Raw genomic sequence first — 17139 nt, 5'->3', positions numbered from 1 at the left:
TCTCTATTTGGTGGTGAAGCTTGAATCGATAATCTCCTCGTAAGCGAGGTCTTCCTTCAGATTGCCGATGAAGCGTTGCATATCGATTGCGGTCTTGAATGCTGATTCATTGATAAGTCCCTCCGCAGGGTATACCTTGCTATCGATCATGCGTTGTACCGCTTGCTCCACGACGTTTTTGTCCAGATTCGGAAATTCTTTCACGGCAACTGCTTTTGCGCCTTCAGGATTCGATTGAATGTAGTCCAGGGCTTGCTCAATAGAGGTGACAAAGCGTTGGGTGAGATCAGGATTCTTTTCAATGAAACTTGCGGTTGTATTCATCGTTGCAAAGGCAAAGTCAGGATAATCCTTCGTAAAATCATGGACAATATGCAGTCCCTCAGCAATGCCTTGATCCAGCTGCGGCTCGTAAACGATGGCAATGTCGGCTTTGCCGGCTAATACAGCACCAAGCTCGGAGCCATTCTGAACCTCAGTAATCGTCACATCCTTGTCGATATCGATGTTATTGTCAGCGAATAGTTTCCGCAGTAAGCTGTTCGAGCTTGTAGGTGCCAAGCCCACAACGATGGTTTTACCTTTGAAATCCGCTGTCGAGTTCACGGTTACTCCTTCTCGCGCAACTGCCCATACTGGAGCACTGCCGGATAGAAGGACCAGTGAGCGAGCATCTCCGCCCTTTGCATTAGCAAATGCGACATGCTCAGGACCGTGGAAGGAGAATGCAGACTCGCCTGAGATCACCGAAGACAATGCTGTTGGGCCACTTCCGGCAGCACGGATGGAAGATAGCTCAATGCGATTCTCCTCTAGAAAACCTTGGTTGTTCGCTACATACAAGGGAAGGTAGAGCAGGTTGTGATACACTTCGGAGACCATAATTTTGTCTACCTGCGTATTTGCTTGCCCCCCGCTATCAGATGCACCTGCGCCACTCGCAGGAGTTGTGGCATTGCTGCCGCATGCACTGAGCAGTGAAGTCAATATAACCGTCATGGTTGCTAGAAAAGCTATCTTTTTGAATGTACGCATTAGTCATCAGTCCCCTTTAATCGTTGTAGGTCAGCTATACAGATGTGGATTTGCTGCTGGTCTTGTTGTCATTCCATGGAAGGAGACGGGATTCGATATAACCGACACAGGTGTAGAGGAGCATGGCGACCAGCATAAGCATGAACACGCCGACCCATACGGCCGGAAGGTTGAACAGGTTACCTTCGACGAATACCATGTGTCCAAGTCCTTTGTCAGAAGAGATGAATTCTCCACCTACGACAGACACCAATGCCAAACCGATATTGATCCGGAAGGCCGAGATGATCCATGGCAGAGAGGAAGGAACGATAATTTTGCGGAAAATTTGTGATTTCTTCGCACCGAAGGATTTCATCAGATTAATCTGGGATTCGTCGATTTGATGAGTCGCTTGGTAGGCGGATAATAGCGCTACGATAAATGTTGCTACGGAGGCCAGAGCAATCTTGGAGAAGATGCCTGAACCAAACCAGATGATAATCATGGGAGCAAGTGCGATCTTCGGAATACCGTTCATCGCTACAATGAATGGATCGAGCACACGGGCAACGGACTTGGAATACCACATGAGTAGTCCTGCCAATGAGCCAATTAAGCTTCCGGCTACAAAGCCGATAACGGTGGCATTTACCGTTGCAAACGCGTCTGTAAGCAGTTGTCCTGAGCTAGCCATGGTGATGGCGGCATCAAGAATGGCGCTTGGTGATCCCATGAGGAATCCGTTAACGAGTTTCAAGCGAACAGCGGATTCCCAGATCACCAGGATGACCGCTACAATAATGAACCGCCACAGCATCGTCATCAGCCATTCTTTGGAGAAGGTGGACTGTCTGCGTTTGCTCTTGCTCTTCGTAACTCCAGCAGGCTTTCCGGCAAGGGTAATTTCAGGTGATGTGCTCTTCATTAGCTGATCCTCCCCATTTGGATATCAAGCTCTGACCAGATCGATTCAAAATATTGTTTGAACTTCTGGTCGGAGCGGGCTTTCAGTGCTGAGCCATATTGCGAGGCGAGACCAATGTCATACACCTGCTTCACAGTTGTTGGTCGTTTACTCATAACGGCAATACGGTCGGAGATGGCGATGGCCTCCTCAATGTCATGCGTGATCAGAACGCCTGTCTTGCCCTCGGATTTGAGAATGGACAAGATTTCATCTTCCAGAATGAGTCGGGTCTGATAATCAAGTGCGGAGAAGGGTTCGTCCAGTAATATAATATCGGGCTGGGTAACGAGGGTACGTATGAGGGCTACACGTTGGCGCATACCGCCTGATAGTGTGGAGGGATAGGCTTCTGCGAATGAGGCCAGGCCATAACGATCCAGATAATTCATGGCAATATCGCCGCGATCCTTTTTGGACATGCCCTTCACTTCCAAGCCTAACGTGACATTATCCAGGATGCTTCTCCAAGGAAGCAGCAGATCCTTCTGCATCATATAGCCGACATGCCCGGTGGTCTGATCGATCTCTTCGCCACAGACAATAACCTTGCCATTTGTTGGCTTAAGCAGACCTGCGATAATATTGAAAATCGTACTTTTGCCACACCCGCTCGGTCCCACGATACTGAAGAACTCCTGTTTCTTGATTTGCATTGAAACCTCAGCCAGGACCTGAATATCTTCTCCAGTTGCACTGACAAATGATTTGGATACGCCTTGTATCTGTATAGCCATGATAGGTAGCCCCTTTCCTACAGCCTGATGTTTTTTCGTTTCTTGATGTAATTTGATGTTAATTAACATGACATTAATGAATATATTCCTAATCATATAGACTGTTTGCATAATTGTCATTAGTTACTCTGAACATAAAAATAGAATTAAATCAGTTAAAATACACAAATGAAGATTGAACATGAATTGAATATGAAAAGAAAAATTAAAGAACGTGTCATTAAACATGACACGTTCTCGATTTAAGACGTATGATTAGTTTCACTAGGGGCTGGATTAACATTCAAAAGGGACTCAAGTGCGAAGGCAAGTCGAAAGCGCAGGCTCTCCATCGGGTCCTTAATGTTCCTGCCGGTTAGTTTCTCGCATTTCTCCAACCTATAGATCACTGTATTGCGATGTACGAACAGCTCTTTGGCTGTATCAACGATCTGGCAATGATTCTCATAGAAGGAGGACAAGGTTTTCATCAGCTCGTTACGCTCGTTTGGATCTCGGTCGTTGAAGGGCTTAAAGGTTTCTTGATGGAACTGCAGCATCTCATCGTGGGGGATCATGCGCAGCAGACGGCTTATATCCATGGTTTGATAGGAATGAGCGAAGCGTGTCTTTCGCATCTGATAACCGGATTGGAGCGCCTTGACTGCTTCTTTATAGGAGAGTCCAATATCCAATACATTGGTGTAGGAATTACCTATGCCGAAGGATAGGCTGAGCTGCGACTCTGTATACAGATTGCTCGCCATCCGCTCAAGCTGCTGAACAACGGTGTGTTCGTCCCAAGACGATTCAGCCAAAAAAACGAGTATGCCGAACTGGTCGTTCTTAGTGAACATGACAAAGGAGAGATCCAATCTGGCGAATTCCTGTTTAATCAGCTCATAATTAGCGTCTCGTTCCGAGATTAATCGCTCTTCCCCGGAGGAAGTAGAGTTCTGTTTAGGTATGCCCGCTAAGGATTCATCCTTTTTGGCAATGATCAGAACGGAACTTCCTTTGGCTTGCAGCCCATATTTCTTGCCGCGATGCAGCGCTTCTTGTTCCGAACGAATGAAACCCTGAATGAGATCGGAGAAATATTCATTTTTGTAACGGCGGGAACGCTCTTTGACGGCTTGCTTCTTGGTTAACTCCAGGCCGATCACATTGACGGCTTGCTCCAGTGCCAGAGTGGAGAGCTTAGAGCTTGCGGAACTGTCATATAGTGCGATTAAATAGCCCTCGTGCCGATCCGTGAAGATGGGATGAAGCTCGGCGTGTCGATATTTATCAGCAGTAAGCAGACAGATCGAGATTGCGGTGTGGAAGGAAGGGTGCTCATCAATAAATGTCAGTATGGGCGCGGCAAGGGACTGGTGATCCATCTGTTGTGCATAATGGGAGCCTGCCGTAATCTGCTTCTTCGAACCAAGCAGAAGTACAGGTGAGGATAGCAAGTGAGACAATGTATCTACGATGGATGGTATGCCTTTTCCCTGCATCACCATCGTGGAAAATTGCTTGTGAATAGATAAGGCGTAGTGTAGCTCATGGGTTTTGTTCTGAAGGATGGCACTGATCGAATGTTGAAATATTTCACCGAGTGTATTGTCTATCTCAGACAGTTCGATGATCGGGAAGCCCAGTCTGTCGGCTGTCTCAAGCAGTTGCGGAGATAATTCAAGAGAGAAACGCTGTGTCTTGACAGCAAGCGCTGCACAACCAATTGCATGCATGTCTGTAATGAATGCAAGATGAGCATCAGGGCGGTCTTTCAGGATATAACCGTTGGTCAGCAGCATATCCCCCGGCTTCAGGAATTGGACAATATCTGGTGCGTCCATAATATTAATCGATTGCACCAAGCGATCAAGGCCACGATGCCCGGCAATAACCTTTGCTTTGGAGAGAATGGGGATAGCCAATAACTGTTGCAGATCCATCTTCAACCCACTCGCTTTCATAATGATATGTTATAAAATCTAACATTAAGTGAGGTGGGCGTAAAGAAGAGTTTGGATAAAGCGGCTAAAAGATAGATGTAAACAAATTTCTCATAAATATAAAAAAAATCCAAATAAGATGGTTTTACATCAGCAATCTTTTCAAATATTTTTTATAACCCTATGCGCTGGGTGAGTATGATGATAGGACAGGAATACACATTAAATCAATACAGTATGTACATAGAGTTTTTACCTAAAATCAAGGAAGCATTTTTGACTTTCATTATATTTGATACTGTAGGCCAAATATACAGGGAGAAGTGGGAGAAGAAAAGATTAAAAAAACTCACAGAGATTTATTATTCATTAGGTGTTGTTTTAAATTTGATGAGAGATTGGAGAACTGCAAACAGTAACAATCCCTTTATAAAGATAACCAAGGTGAACGTTGATTTACATTACCTAACAAATGATATTGCCTTAAAAGAAGTTAGAGAGCTTACAATAATGTTTTTACGTAGAATTGAATCTAATTCACTATCAGTAGACGATGTCATCATAGTTTTATAAAGATTAAAAATGGAGTTAAATGGATCTGAGGATTTCAAAATAAAATTGATCTTGTTACAATTTCATCAAGCATTAGCAGCAAATACTCCACCTGGTCCTTATACGATCACCGCGATCTCAACGGCCAACAGCAGTAAGTCGGGCAACGCTACAATTAACGTAGTTACTAAAATAGAATAATACACTGTAACGATAAACAATTTGGTAGGTGGCATGATTATTGCTACCCCAACAATCTCCCCAACCGGTAACTTAATTAGCTTGAACATTCTACCGAATTTCGGGAAAAGAGTAAAAATAGGATCGCTGAAGTGTATCTTTAATCCTGTGGGCTATCCGATCGCGGGTGAAACTTACATCATGCCAAGCGGGGATGTCGCCATTAGCGCAGAGTTCGAAGATGTTTCAGAAACGATACCTTTTTTAAGTATTGTCGCTCCATTATTTTCACCGGTAACGGTTGGTTATGAGCAAGCTTCAGCCAAGAAATTAATCATCACGAATGCCGGGGCGGTTGATACCACCCTATAGATAGCTCATTACAAGAACGCAAATTTGAGTACAAGGCTCGCTTAATTCAGAAAAAAATAGTGCTGAGTAAAAGAACATAAGTAATAAGTATAACTCGTGAACTAGTGTAAACCGATATAATAAGATAGCATTAAGAAAAAGGCGGATGGTTGAAGCTTATACCTTAATTCAAATTCGCTTTAAGGAAGAGTAACTGGAGGGGAGGCACAGACTAATCTATTCTATTGAGTAAATAAATAGCTTTATATTTGAACTGGAGGAAGTATATGTTTTATAGAAAAGTGATTCAAAAAGTAAGCACATTCATATTAGCAACCAGTTTGGTATCCGTCTTGAGTGGGGTAGCATATGGTCAGAAAACCAATTTAGATATTGAAGGACATTGGGCCGAGTATACCCTTAGCAAATGGCTCTCAGAAGGGTTGATTAAAGGATATTCCGACCAAACACTTAAACCCAACGATGTAATTACACGTGGAGAATTTATGGCATTGGTTAATCGTCAGTTTGATTTTAATGAGGTAGAAGAACTACATTTCACTGACTTGTCGTCTTCAAATTGGAGCTATCTAGAAGTGCAAAAAGCGGTAAAAGCAGGTTACATACAAGGTTATAAAGATCAAACTATACGTACTTCTAAACCGATAAGCCGTCAAGAAGCTGCAGTTATTGTAGCAGACTTACTGAAATTACCTAGTAATGAAAAAGCAGCTTTAGCATTTAAGGATTCTTCAGAGTTTACATATTGGAGTAAGGGTGCCATAGGTGCTACATTCTCAAAATATATCATTACTGGTTATACAAATGGTTCATTCAAACCGGCATCTCCAATTACGCGAGCTGAGGCAGTTGTGATGTTGGATAAAGCGATAAGCTTGATTCAAGAACAAGAACAAGAACAAGAACAAGAACAAGAGACAGAAAGTGAAGATAAAGATAATATACCTTCACCATCTATACCTACTGCGATTTTAAATTCAGATTCAAACACTACATCTAATGGATCCGGTTCACCTTCGATTACTACTGGAGTGAAGACCTCCACATTAATCGCCACTGAAGGAGTCAAAGCCGTTCAAGGTATATCTCAAGTTGCCACTCTGACAATAACAAGTGGTGCAGATACGGCAGGTTCATTGCGTGCCACATTTACGGATGGAGTCAATCCAGTGACCGTTTACGTAGAGCTTGATGGAACTGAATTGGATACTGAGGTAGCTGCTAAAATCGTACAAGCGTTTGATAATGCACTAACAGGATGGAATGTGGATGCTGAGCGTGCAAACATTTATTTTACATCATTAAATCCAGCTGTTAACAACGATCATGTTAAAGCCACCGTTGAAAGCATTATGACAGGTGTGGTTTCGAGTGGAAGTGTCATAACTGTCCCAGGTAGTATTTATAACAATGTAGGTACGGCTCAGGTAGCAACACTAGTGATAGAGAACGGTGCAACGGCTCCGGGTTCATATTATGTTTATTTTACAGATGGAGGAGTGCCAGTTCAAAAAAATATCTACATCTTGGGAACAGAAACAGCGGCTGAAGTAGCATCTAAAATAGCAGTCGCGTATGGAACATCCGTAGCGGGTTGGGGTGCAGAAGCTGATGGGAGTCGAGTACATTTCACATCGCAAACGCCAGGTACTAATAACGAAAATGTTCGAATATACGCTTTGGAAGCATCAGGAGTAGGGGCACCTTCAAGTACACTTGAAGTTCCAGGAAATCCTGCGACCAACACATCCCAAGTGATTACGCTGCGTCTTCCCAATTCAGAGAGTGATCATGGGCCGATAGGCATCAAATTCACGGATGGAATCTCCTCGTGGACAGCCTATGTGTCTATGATGGGAAGTCCTGAAACAGGAAGTGATCTTGCTGACAAGATAGTATCCGCATTCGGGAGCACGATTCCGAATTGGATCGTTTCGTCAAGGGGCTCAGAAGTGATTTTTACAGCCAAGTTTCCGGCAGAGAATAACATAAAGGCTATGGCGAGACTTTCGGGATTAAACACAGGGATTGGTATGCCAGATAGTTCGATTACATCTGTAGGAACAGCACCGTTACAGGGTACAGCACAAATAGCAACACTAGTGATAGAGAACGGTGCAACGGCTCCGGGTTCATATTATGTTTATTTTACAGATGGAGGAGTGCCAGTTCAAAAAAATATCTACATCTTGGGAACAGAAACAGCGGCTGAAGTAGCATCTAAAATAGCAGCCGCATTTGGAACATCTGTAGCTGGTTGGGGTGCAGAAGCTGATGGGAGTCGAATACATTTCAAATCGCAAACGCCAGGTACTAATAATGAAAATGTTCGAATATACGCTTTGGAAGCATCAGGAGTAGGGGCGCCTTCAAGTACACTTGAAGTTCCAGGAAATCTTACGACTAACACATCCCAAGTGATTACGCTGCGTCTTCCCAATTCAGAGAGTGACCATGGGCCGATAGGCGTCAAATTCACGGATGGAGTCTCCTCGTGGACAGCCTATGTGTCTATGATGGGAAGTCCTGAAACAGGAAGTGATCTTGCTGACAAGATAGTAGCAGCATTCGGGAGCACGATTCCGAATTGGATCGTTTCTTCACGGGGCTCAGATGTAATTTTTACAGCCGAGTTTCCGGCAGAGAATAACATAAAAGCTATGGCGAGACTTTCGGGATTAAACACAGGAATTGGCATGCCAGATAGTACAATAACGACCGTAGGAGCTCCATACCCTACTGGCGAAGCACAAGTGGCTACCTTAGTGATAGATTCAGGGGCTACAGCTGCCGGAACGATTACTGCTACATTTACAGACGGTAGCACAACCATTCTTAAAGATATTGAATTAATAGGTACAGAAACTGCTGCCGAAGTAGCAACGAAGATAGCTTGGGCATTTAACACGTCTTTAGTTGATTGGAACGCTACGTCAAATGATAGAAATGTTATATTTACAGCCCGAGCACCTTCGGATAATAATCCTAAACTATCCGTGGCAATCGTGGAAGCGACAACTGGTATTGGATTTCTATCAAGCTCAATTACTACACCAGGATCGGAGACCTTTGCAGGCGTAAAGCAAGTTGTAAGTTTAAAAATTGATTCTGGCCCCAGCGCGCCAGGGATTATTAGAGTTGTATTTCGAGACGGTACGAATGAAGTTTCCAAACGTTTAAGATTGTCAGGAACAGAGACATTAAATGGACTGGCTGAGAAAATTGGTTCTGCATTTGAGAATTCAATGCCTGGGTGGAATGTCACCACGATGGATCATAATGTCATACTTACAGCAAGTACGCCAGAAGATAACAATTCTAATGTAAGTATAGTTGTCTATCAGGAGTAAATGAATAAACAAAAAAACATGTCATACATGGTCATACCCCTGTCAAGTAGACAGATGAAAAAAGCTATGCTGCCAGCGCGCATCGATATTCAATCGGTTCGCGCTGTTTGAGTTTGGCTTGAAATCGTCGGTAGTTGTAATTGTACATGTAATCTTCCACAGCTTGTCGAATCTCTGCTTCTGAATTACACTGGTTAAGGTACAGCTTCTCTGTCTTGAGATGCGAAAAGAAGGATTCGATGCATGCGTTATCCAGGCAGGTTGCTTTGCGAGAGTGGCTGCCCTTGACGCCAAATTCTTCTAATCGTGTGTTGTACGCCTGAGACGTATACTGGAAGCCCTGATCCGAATGGAGCACGGCTTCCGAAACGTCTCTTCTTTGTGTCCATTGTTCTACCGTATCCAATACGAGCTGAACATCGTTCCGTTTAGACAACTGCCAAGCTACAATTTCGTTGTTGAACAAGTCTTGAATCACGGACAGGTAAACAAACGTGTTTCCATCCGAAATATACGTAATATCCGTCACCATTTTTTGCTGAGGTGCTGTGGCATGGAATTTACGCTTCAGGCGATTTGGATAGATGGCAGATGGCGTATAGAAAGACTTCTTTCGCTTCCTGCGAATCACCTATTGGATCGATAGTTCCCGCATCATGCGATGTTCGGATTGCCGGATACTGGAACATAAACGGAAATAGGGAAAGAAAATTCAATCCTTATAGAACTCTAGTGATCTATAACAACCCCACAAGAGCGAATGCTAGAGATGACTGAATTAGGGAGGGCACTTTCGTTTTAAGATGCGAGAAGGTGCTCGTTGGCCGGGCAGTTAGCCCGACGAGACAAGCTGGATCTAGACGCAATCCTTTTGATAGCATGTCTTGATAAACGTGATTAAATTTGTCGCTGTGAACGACAAATTTAATCACGTCTTTTTTTGGCAAATGCTCTGGCAAAAGTCTGTGATATAAAAGCTCATTAACGTTTCGTTCCCCGATCCGGTAAACGACAATTACGTTGATATATAAGTCTTTACTAGTGAAAGGTACAACCAGCGCTTATCAATTCGGTATTGCTTAATGCCGGTCACAAAATTCTGGTCTGGCTTCTTCGCCTTTAGAATTGATAAAAAACCTCCCGTCCCGCATGACATCTGGGCTTGGGAGGTTTTGATTATAGTGCTAATTCAACGTTTATCGTACAAACCATCCAGTGGGCTGAGGGGCTACGTCTGCGGTATCTCGTAAATCATGGACTTTGACATTACTGCCATAGATCATGGAATCGCTGCTCAGTCGGAACGAAGGGAAACTGTGCTCGGATTGCAGACGCAGAGAGGGTTCAAAGTAAATCTGCTGCTGTTTGTTGATTACAAAGGGAAGCGACCCCGCTTCTACGGTAACATCATCGCTATCCGGTTCGTTCAAGATCAGAAGTACCGCAATTCCGTCACAACCGCATCCATCGGTATCATAAAACAATTTGAAATAGCCTGGTCGATCTCCCAGCTTTTCAGTAAGTCTTGCTTCTGCCAGCGGACTGACTTGAATGATCATGACGTCGTTCACACTCCTCTAATCTCCAATGAATTCGCTTACAATTTAATATATGGACCATAAACGCAGATTAGAAGGTGAAATAAAGAAAAGCAAACATGTCCTGTAAAAATATTGACGCTAATGCGTAATGCAACGAACAATTCACGTATGAATGTTATACCCGGAACTTCTATGGGTTCAGTGTGAAATCATTCGCCCGACAATGAAACCCATTTCATCGCCATTCCTTATCTGGTATGATAAGCAGGGAAAATAGGGAAAATTAGAGAAAAAGGAAGGTTCCGCTATGACACCGATCACGATATACGACATCGCCAAAGAAGCAAATGTATCTGTAGCGACGGTCTCCCGGGTACTGAATGATACGGCACCTGTGCGTGCAAGCACCCGAGAGAAGATTATGTCCATCATTGAAAAACACCAGTTTCAGCCCAACGCGCAGGCGCGCAGTCTGATCAAAAAAGAGACGGGCACTATTGCCATCATCCTGCCGGACATTACCAATCCCTTCTTCCCGGAAGTGTTCTGGGGCGCGGAGAATGAGGCTCGCGGATTGGGGTATACGTTCTTTCTGTGCAATACCGCAGGCGACTACAACAGGGAATCTGAATATTTGTCCATCCTGCGAGAGAAGCGGGTAGACGGGATTATTTTTCTCGGCGGGCGTATTAACATGCAGGTCTGTCCGGATGACATGGCTCAGGAATTGATTGATATGGGCAAACGTATGCCGATCGTGCTGGTCAATGGCAATATTGCCAAAGGTGGGTTCCACCGGGTATACACGGATGAAGGTGCAGGGGCAGCCCTTGCAGCTGAGCATTTGCTTGAACTGGGGCATCGCGATATCGCCTTTGTTGGCGGTCTGAAAGAGTTGTCCACCACCATGGTCAAGGTCAGAGCTGTGCAGAAGAAACTTCGGGAGCATGGGCTCGAAATACCCAAAGAACGGCAACTGCTCGGCAGCTTCTCCATCGACGACGGCAAACGGGAGATGTCCAAACTACTGGATCGTGACAATCCACCCACCGCAGTCATCTGCGTGAATGACAACACAGCGATTGGTGCGATTAAGTCGACGATTGAGCATGGGCTCTCGATTCCGAAAGATATATCCATTGTAGGTTTTGATGATACGCCGCTCGCCAGTGCCGTTATACCGGAACTGACAACCGTATCCCAGAACACGTATCAGCTTGGCAAACAGGCTGTAGATGTGCTGCATGAGTTGATTAACCAAGGCAAACCGAAGAAGCAGATCGTTCTGCAACCGGAGCTAATTGTGCGTCAAAGTACAGGACCTGCTGCAAGATAAAGGGCCTGTAATTGGAAAAGAAAGCGTTGACATTTCATCGAAGGGTGAAATATAATGAGTGCGTGAATGAAACCCCTTTCATAAAGTGGAACGGGTTTTATGTTTCAGCTTAATGAAACCCATTTCATGAAACGGGTTTCAGTGTAGTCATCCATTCATTATATCAAGGGGGCGTAACGTATGAGAAGAAGTTTAAAGGTCATTTCGTTATTGATGCTGGTCATGGTAATGGGTCTGACAGCCTGTAGCAGCGGGAGTAAAAACGGTTCTTCCGGCGAGTCCGGTGGCAAGGTTGATTTGAGCATGACAATCTGGGGCTCGGAGGATGAGAAGAAGATTTATCAGGAACGACTCGACATTGTGAAACAGACGTATCCTGATATTAACGTGAAGCTGAACGTGGTTGCAGGGGATTATGACCAGAAGGTACAGACCATGATCGCCGGAGGAACGGCACCGGACATCATGATGATTGCCGAGAACTATCAGGCTTACGCCTCCAAGAATCAGATTATACCGCTGGATGACATGATTCAGGCGAATAATGTGAACATGTCCGAGCGTTATTCCGATGATATCGCAAACCTGATGAAGTATGATGGCAAACAATTTGGTTTGCCGGATCGGGCAGGCGCGATGGTCCTCTTTTATAACAAAGATCTGTTCGACAAGGCTGGGGTGGAATATCCAACCAAAGATTGGACGCAGGACGATCTGATGGCGGCAGCTCAGAAGCTGACGGTGAAGGAGAACGGCAAGACGACTCAATGGGGTTACTACCCTGGCAGCTGGTGGCCGCAATGGATGCAGCTGATCTACCAGAACGGTGGCTCATTGTTCGATGAGAGCGGTAAACCAACCTTCAATACAGAGCCTGTGCGGAAAGCATTACAATTCATGAATGATCTGACCTTCACACACGGTGCGGGACCAACGCCAACCGAGATTGCCGACATGGGGAATATCGGAGCTGATCCGTTGTTCGCTCAAGGCAAGATCGCCATGGAAACGACAGGGTTCTGGAACATCGGTTCACTTGCCAAGGTGGAAGGCATTAATTGGGATATCTCTCCGGTATGGGGCGAAACGAACGCATTCTTTAACGGGTTAACGATTACCAACGCTTCCAAACACAAGGAAGAAGCATTCAAAGTAATTGAAGCACTGACCACACCAGAAGCACAGATGCCAATGGTCAAAGCCGGTCAGGATGCTCCTGCAACCAAAGCAGGTCTGTCCAGTGATGAATTCCTGAATGCTGAATACGGTGGCAAAAAAATCAACATGGCTGCGTTCAGTGAATCAACGATCTATGCGGAACCATTCAACCCGCAATGGAACGAAATGATGAAGCTCATTAACGATAAGCTGGGTGTCTACTTCAACAACAAAGCCACGCTTGATGATACCGTAACCGAAATTCAGAGTGGACTGGAAAGACTCTACAAATAGAGGATTTTTCTGAACATGCACAAATAGCAGCGACAGCAGAACAGGTGGAATCGACGTGAATGCGGGTTCCATCTGCTCTCTGCGTCATGGGAGGGCTTAACGTGAGAAAAAAGGACGGGAAATGGTTCTACATCTTCATCTCGCCTTGGCTGATCGGGTTTCTGGGGCTGACTCTGGGTCCGATCCTGTTTTCCATCTATATGAGTTTCACGAATTGGGATCTGTTCCAGTCCCCTGAATTCATCGGTATCGACAATTACAAAACGTTATTGACCGATGATCCGATCTTCTGGAAATCCGTCGGCAATACATTCTTCTATGCGCTGATATCCATTCCGCTGGGCATGTCGATCTCGCTCTGGATTGCATATTACCTCAACAAGAAAATCAAAGGTATCACCTTCTTCCGTATTCTGTTCTATCTGCCTTCCGTTGTTCCGGTGGTTGCGAGTTCATTGCTCTTCATCCACTTGCTTGCGCCGACGGAAGGATTGATCAACCAGGCACTTGCGATCTTCGGTATTCAGGGTCCTGCCTGGCTTCTTGATCCCAACTGGGTTAAGCCTGCATTGATTCTCATGTCCTTATGGGGTGTGGGTGGTGGCGTGGTATTGCTGCTTGCAGGGATGAAAGGCATTCCACAGGAGCTGTACGAGGCCGCTGCCATCGATGGGGCGAAAAGTACACAATCGTTCTTCCATATTACATTCCCAATGCTGACTCCCGTCATTTTCTTCAATCTCGTGACTGGTATGATCGGAGCGCTCCAGACCTTCGCGCAGGTATTCATCGTAACTGCCGGGGGACCTGACAATTCAAGTCAGATGGTTGTTCCCTATTTGTTCCAGAATGCGTTCCAATTCTACAAAATGGGATATGCATCGGCGATTGCTTGGGTATTATTCATCATCATCATGGTGTTGACACTCGTTGTATTCCGTTCATCGGCGCTATGGGTGCACTACGAGGAGGGAAAAGCCAATGAGTAATCCATCCACTGTGGAGAAGACGATATCCTATATTTTTCTGATTCTGGTCGGGGTACTGCTTGCTTCGCCTTTCCTGTACATGATCTCTATTGCACTGGCAAGTGACGCAACAACCGTCAAATCAGCCTTTACCTTCGTTCCAATGGAGTTCCAATGGTCGAACTTTTATACGATTTTTACGAATAATAATCTTGGAACATATCTCAAAAACTCGGTCATCATAACCATCTTTACGATTGTCGGATCGGTATTATCAGCTTCGATCGTATCCTACGGCTTTGCCCGAATCAAAGCAAAAGGAAGCCGTTTCCTGTTTATTGTGTTGCTCAGTACGATGATGATTCCGGGTGAGGTTACGATGGTACCGCAGTTCATCATCTTCCGTCATCTGGACTGGATTAATACATTCTACCCGCTGATCGTGCCGAGTTTCTTCGCCGGAGCGTTCAACGTATTTCTGATTCGGCAGTTTGTCATGAGTATTCCAAAATCACTGGATGAAGCCGCCATGATCGATGGTATGGGACACCCGGGAATCTACTGGAAGATCATCATGCCACTGACTTATCCGATACTTGCGGCCATTGCGATCTTCTCATTCTCCTATAACTGGGGCAACTTCATGGGGCCACTCATCTATATCAATGATCCGGAGAAAATGCCGCTGGCACTCGGAGTGCAGCTGTTGACTACGGTAGGTGGCGGGCAGATGCCACCATGGAACCTTGTGATGATCGCTTCCCTGTTCCTCACCATTCCGATGGTGTTGGTATATCTGTTCGGACAACGTTATGTCTATGAAGCCAACATTAGCGGCGGAAGCAGCGGAATCAAGTAACCGAAGTGTCTGTAGTGGTTGTATGTATTGAAATTGATGTTCAGGGTCAACGGAATAATCAACGTACATGGAGAAAGGATTGTATAGCCCATGGCGCATAAAGAACAACGCAGCAGAGGCAAACGGAGTTATATCCTCATTGGTGTCGCTCTGATTGCCCTGCTGGCAGGAGGAGGAATTGTTATCAATCATTTTGCCAATGAATCATCCAAAACAATTGAGTTCCAAGGGGAACCGGTACGTCTGAAGCTGGATCAATCCTATGATCATTTTGAAGGCTGGGGCACGTCACTTGCCTGGTGGGCCAACGATCTTGGCGGATGGAAGGATCAGGCGAAGGTGAGTGAAGTGATGGATTTGGTCTTTGATCCGGAGAAAGGATTAGGTCTGAACATCGTTCGTTACAATATTGGCGGCGAGGAAAATCCGGAGATGAAAGCTCTTCGTCCCGGCGGGGATGTACCTGGCTTCCAGCCTGAACCTGGAGAGTGGGACTGGGATGCTGATGCAGGTCAGCGGGCTGTATTACAAGGCTCGATGGAGCGTGGCGTGAACATTACCGAAGCATTCTCCAATTCACCACCTTACTGGATGACGATCAGTGGATCCGTTACCGGAGCTGTGGATGGCAGCAATAATCTGCGTGACGACCAGTATGATGCGTTTGCCGATTATCTGACTGAAGTTGTGAAGCATTATCGGGACGAGTGGGGGATCACCTTCCGCACACTGAATCCACTCAATGAACCTTCCTCCGACTGGTGGAAGAAGGGCAATATGCAGGAAGGTAGTCATTTTACGAATGAGAAACAGGCCGAGATTATCAAGAAAGTTGCTGCATCGTTGAAGAGCAAAGGACTGGATGGAACCGTCATTAGTGCCGCGGACGATAACAGCATTGATGAGACGGTGTTTAATTTCAACCTCTATGATCAGGACACGCTGGACGTAATCCAGCAGATCAATACCCACTCCTATAATGGTAGCAAAATGGAAGAGCTGCGCACGCTGGCAGAACGCCATGGCAAGAAGCTGTGGATGTCCGAGTACGGAACTGGCGGCAGCGAGCCGCACAGTCATGAGGATATGACCTCGGTGCAAGAATTGGCGGAGCGGATCATGTTTGATCTGAAAATCATGCAGCCATCCGCCTGGGTATACTGGCAGGCCGTTGAAGATGAAGGCGCCAATAATAACTGGGGATTCATTCATGCCAATTTCAACGGAGAAGAGCAGTACGAGATGACCAAACAGTATTACGGCATGGCCCAGTTCACAAAGTTTATTCGTCCCGGCGCGACGATTATTCCAACGGATGGTGGACGCACACTGGCTGCCTATGACGCGGAACGTCAGAGACTGGTGCTGGTGATTCGTAACGAATTGTCAGCGGGAACAACGTCGTTTGAACTGGAAGGGTATGCGTATGGAAAATCATCCAGCGCTCAGGTGTATCAAACTTCACCGGATCGGAACATGGAACAGCTTGAAGACATTCCGGTGTATGCCAACGGACTTGAAGTGCCTACGGCCGACAATTCCATCACAACGGTTGTACTGGAAGGCGTGACGTTGCAGGGGAACTGATAGCAGCACCCGGAAGGTTGTTCTGACATCTGAGTGCTGGTGTGAATATGGACAATATAAATTGAACTAATCATTTACACAGAAACGAAGAGGACAGAAATAACTTGAAGAAGCGGAGCGTGCGCCTTTATCCCCGGATTTTCCCTTTGAGAAAAGGGAATCAAAAAAATCTGGGGATAACAGCGATCGGAAAGTTGTTCTGTAATCGTAGTACCCGTGTAAATGGCTTTTAGTTTAACGGATATGGTTCACCTTAAATTAGTTACAGGACATATGAACCTAAATAAAGAGAAGGAGGGGAT

14 protein-coding genes are annotated in these 17139 nt (G+C 45.4%); 8 read left to right on the top strand and 6 right to left on the bottom strand.

Features of this window, described 5'->3' with window-relative positions:
• Nucleotides 1–3: 3 nt before the first annotated feature.
• From MHI55_RS23380 to MHI55_RS23365, 4 genes are all read right to left on the bottom strand, one after another.
• Nucleotides 4–1035, bottom strand: coding sequence for an ABC transporter substrate-binding protein (locus MHI55_RS23380; RefSeq protein WP_340387159.1), 1032 nt, complete (start codon nucleotides 1033–1035; stop codon nucleotides 4–6).
• 34 nt (nucleotides 1036–1069) lie between these two features.
• Complete coding sequence (locus tag MHI55_RS23375) at nucleotides 1070–1942, bottom strand: ABC transporter permease (RefSeq protein ID WP_047843938.1); 873 nt, start codon at nucleotides 1940–1942, stop codon at nucleotides 1070–1072.
• Nucleotides 1942–2718: an ABC transporter ATP-binding protein gene (locus tag MHI55_RS23370; protein WP_340387157.1), complete on the bottom strand. Its 777-nt coding sequence runs from the start codon at nucleotides 2716–2718 to the stop codon at nucleotides 1942–1944. The genes MHI55_RS23375 and MHI55_RS23370 overlap by 1 nt, the downstream gene beginning before the upstream one ends.
• Nucleotides 2719–2960: 242 nt before the next feature.
• A complete protein-coding gene (locus MHI55_RS23365) occupies nucleotides 2961–4661 on the bottom strand; it encodes a PucR family transcriptional regulator ligand-binding domain-containing protein (RefSeq protein WP_340387155.1) in 1701 nt (566 codons plus the stop codon).
• Between the two features lie 171 nt (nucleotides 4662–4832).
• On the opposite strand from MHI55_RS23365, the gene MHI55_RS23360 reads away from it, so the two are divergent.
• The 3 genes from MHI55_RS23360 (at nucleotide 4833) to MHI55_RS23350 (ending at nucleotide 9094) form a co-directional block, all read left to right on the top strand.
• Nucleotides 4833–5213, top strand: coding sequence for a hypothetical protein (locus tag MHI55_RS23360; protein WP_340387153.1), 381 nt, complete (start codon nucleotides 4833–4835; stop codon nucleotides 5211–5213).
• A 213-nt stretch (nucleotides 5214–5426) separates the two neighbouring features.
• Nucleotides 5427–5744, top strand: coding sequence for a hypothetical protein (locus tag MHI55_RS23355; RefSeq protein WP_340387151.1), 318 nt, complete (start codon nucleotides 5427–5429; stop codon nucleotides 5742–5744).
• A 266-nt stretch (nucleotides 5745–6010) separates the two neighbouring features.
• Entirely contained in the window at nucleotides 6011–9094 is a 3084-nt protein-coding gene (locus MHI55_RS23350; RefSeq protein ID WP_340387149.1) for an S-layer homology domain-containing protein, read from the top strand.
• A gap of 64 nt (nucleotides 9095–9158) precedes the next feature.
• Here the strand turns inward: MHI55_RS23350 and MHI55_RS23345 are convergent, their stop codons facing one another.
• Both MHI55_RS23345 and MHI55_RS23340 read right to left on the bottom strand, forming a co-directional pair.
• The gene (locus tag MHI55_RS23345) at nucleotides 9159–9725 is read right to left on the bottom strand and encodes an IS3 family transposase (RefSeq protein WP_076328229.1); all 567 of its coding nucleotides are present in this window, start codon (nucleotides 9723–9725) and stop codon (nucleotides 9159–9161) included.
• Nucleotides 9726–10290: 565 nt separating this feature from the next.
• Nucleotides 10291–10653 (bottom strand): iron-sulfur cluster biosynthesis family protein, encoded by a 363-nt coding sequence (locus tag MHI55_RS23340; RefSeq protein ID WP_017687018.1) that lies wholly within the window; start codon nucleotides 10651–10653, stop codon nucleotides 10291–10293.
• Nucleotides 10654–10942: 289 nt separating this feature from the next.
• On the opposite strand from MHI55_RS23340, the gene MHI55_RS23335 reads away from it, so the two are divergent.
• The 5 genes from MHI55_RS23335 to MHI55_RS23315 all read left to right on the top strand — a co-directional run bounded on the left by MHI55_RS23335 (nucleotide 10943) and on the right by MHI55_RS23315 (nucleotide 16837).
• Entirely contained in the window at nucleotides 10943–11971 is a 1029-nt protein-coding gene (locus tag MHI55_RS23335) for a LacI family DNA-binding transcriptional regulator (RefSeq protein WP_340031017.1), read from the top strand.
• Nucleotides 11972–12151: 180 nt separating this feature from the next.
• Entirely contained in the window at nucleotides 12152–13423 is a 1272-nt protein-coding gene (locus MHI55_RS23330) for a sugar ABC transporter substrate-binding protein (protein WP_036668615.1), read from the top strand.
• Nucleotides 13424–13524: 101 nt separating this feature from the next.
• Nucleotides 13525–14412 (top strand): sugar ABC transporter permease, encoded by an 888-nt coding sequence (locus MHI55_RS23325; RefSeq protein ID WP_017687021.1) that lies wholly within the window; start codon nucleotides 13525–13527, stop codon nucleotides 14410–14412.
• A complete protein-coding gene (locus MHI55_RS23320; RefSeq protein WP_036617294.1) occupies nucleotides 14405–15250 on the top strand; it encodes a carbohydrate ABC transporter permease in 846 nt (281 codons plus the stop codon). The genes MHI55_RS23325 and MHI55_RS23320 overlap by 8 nt, the downstream gene beginning before the upstream one ends.
• 90 nt (nucleotides 15251–15340) lie before the next feature.
• Nucleotides 15341–16837 carry a glycoside hydrolase gene (locus MHI55_RS23315; protein ID WP_340387147.1) on the top strand — a complete coding sequence of 499 codons (1497 nt, stop codon included), beginning with the start codon at nucleotides 15341–15343 and terminating at the stop codon, nucleotides 16835–16837.
• Nucleotides 16838–17139: the final 302 nt, after the last annotated feature.

Origin of the sequence: Paenibacillus sp. FSL E2-0151 (genome assembly GCF_037993015.1) — a bacterium.
In the GTDB taxonomy this organism is placed as follows: Bacteria; Bacillota; Bacilli; order Paenibacillales; family Paenibacillaceae; genus Paenibacillus; species Paenibacillus amylolyticus.
The sequence above is the reverse complement of the archived record's forward strand: the minus strand, read 5'-3'. Positions and strand labels throughout refer to the sequence as shown.

Coding starts and splice junctions, on each gene's coding strand:
- MHI55_RS23380 (WP_340387159.1), bottom strand. CDS start 1,035: ATGCGTACATTCAAAAAGATAGCTTTTCTAGCAACCATGACGGTTATA.
- MHI55_RS23375 (WP_047843938.1), bottom strand. CDS start 1,942: ATGAAGAGCACATCACCTGAAATTACCCTTGCCGGAAAGCCTGCTGGA.
- MHI55_RS23370 (WP_340387157.1), bottom strand. CDS start 2,718: ATGGCTATACAGATACAAGGCGTATCCAAATCATTTGTCAGTGCAACT.
- MHI55_RS23365 (WP_340387155.1), bottom strand. CDS start 4,661: ATGAAAGCGAGTGGGTTGAAGATGGATCTGCAACAGTTATTGGCTATC.
- MHI55_RS23355 (WP_340387151.1), top strand. CDS start 5,427: ATGATTATTGCTACCCCAACAATCTCCCCAACCGGTAACTTAATTAGC.
- MHI55_RS23350 (WP_340387149.1), top strand. CDS start 6,011: ATGTTTTATAGAAAAGTGATTCAAAAAGTAAGCACATTCATATTAGCA.
- MHI55_RS23340 (WP_017687018.1), bottom strand. CDS start 10,653: ATGATCATTCAAGTCAGTCCGCTGGCAGAAGCAAGACTTACTGAAAAG.
- MHI55_RS23335 (WP_340031017.1), top strand. CDS start 10,943: ATGACACCGATCACGATATACGACATCGCCAAAGAAGCAAATGTATCT.
- MHI55_RS23330 (WP_036668615.1), top strand. CDS start 12,152: ATGAGAAGAAGTTTAAAGGTCATTTCGTTATTGATGCTGGTCATGGTA.
- MHI55_RS23320 (WP_036617294.1), top strand. CDS start 14,405: ATGAGTAATCCATCCACTGTGGAGAAGACGATATCCTATATTTTTCTG.
- MHI55_RS23315 (WP_340387147.1), top strand. CDS start 15,341: ATGGCGCATAAAGAACAACGCAGCAGAGGCAAACGGAGTTATATCCTC.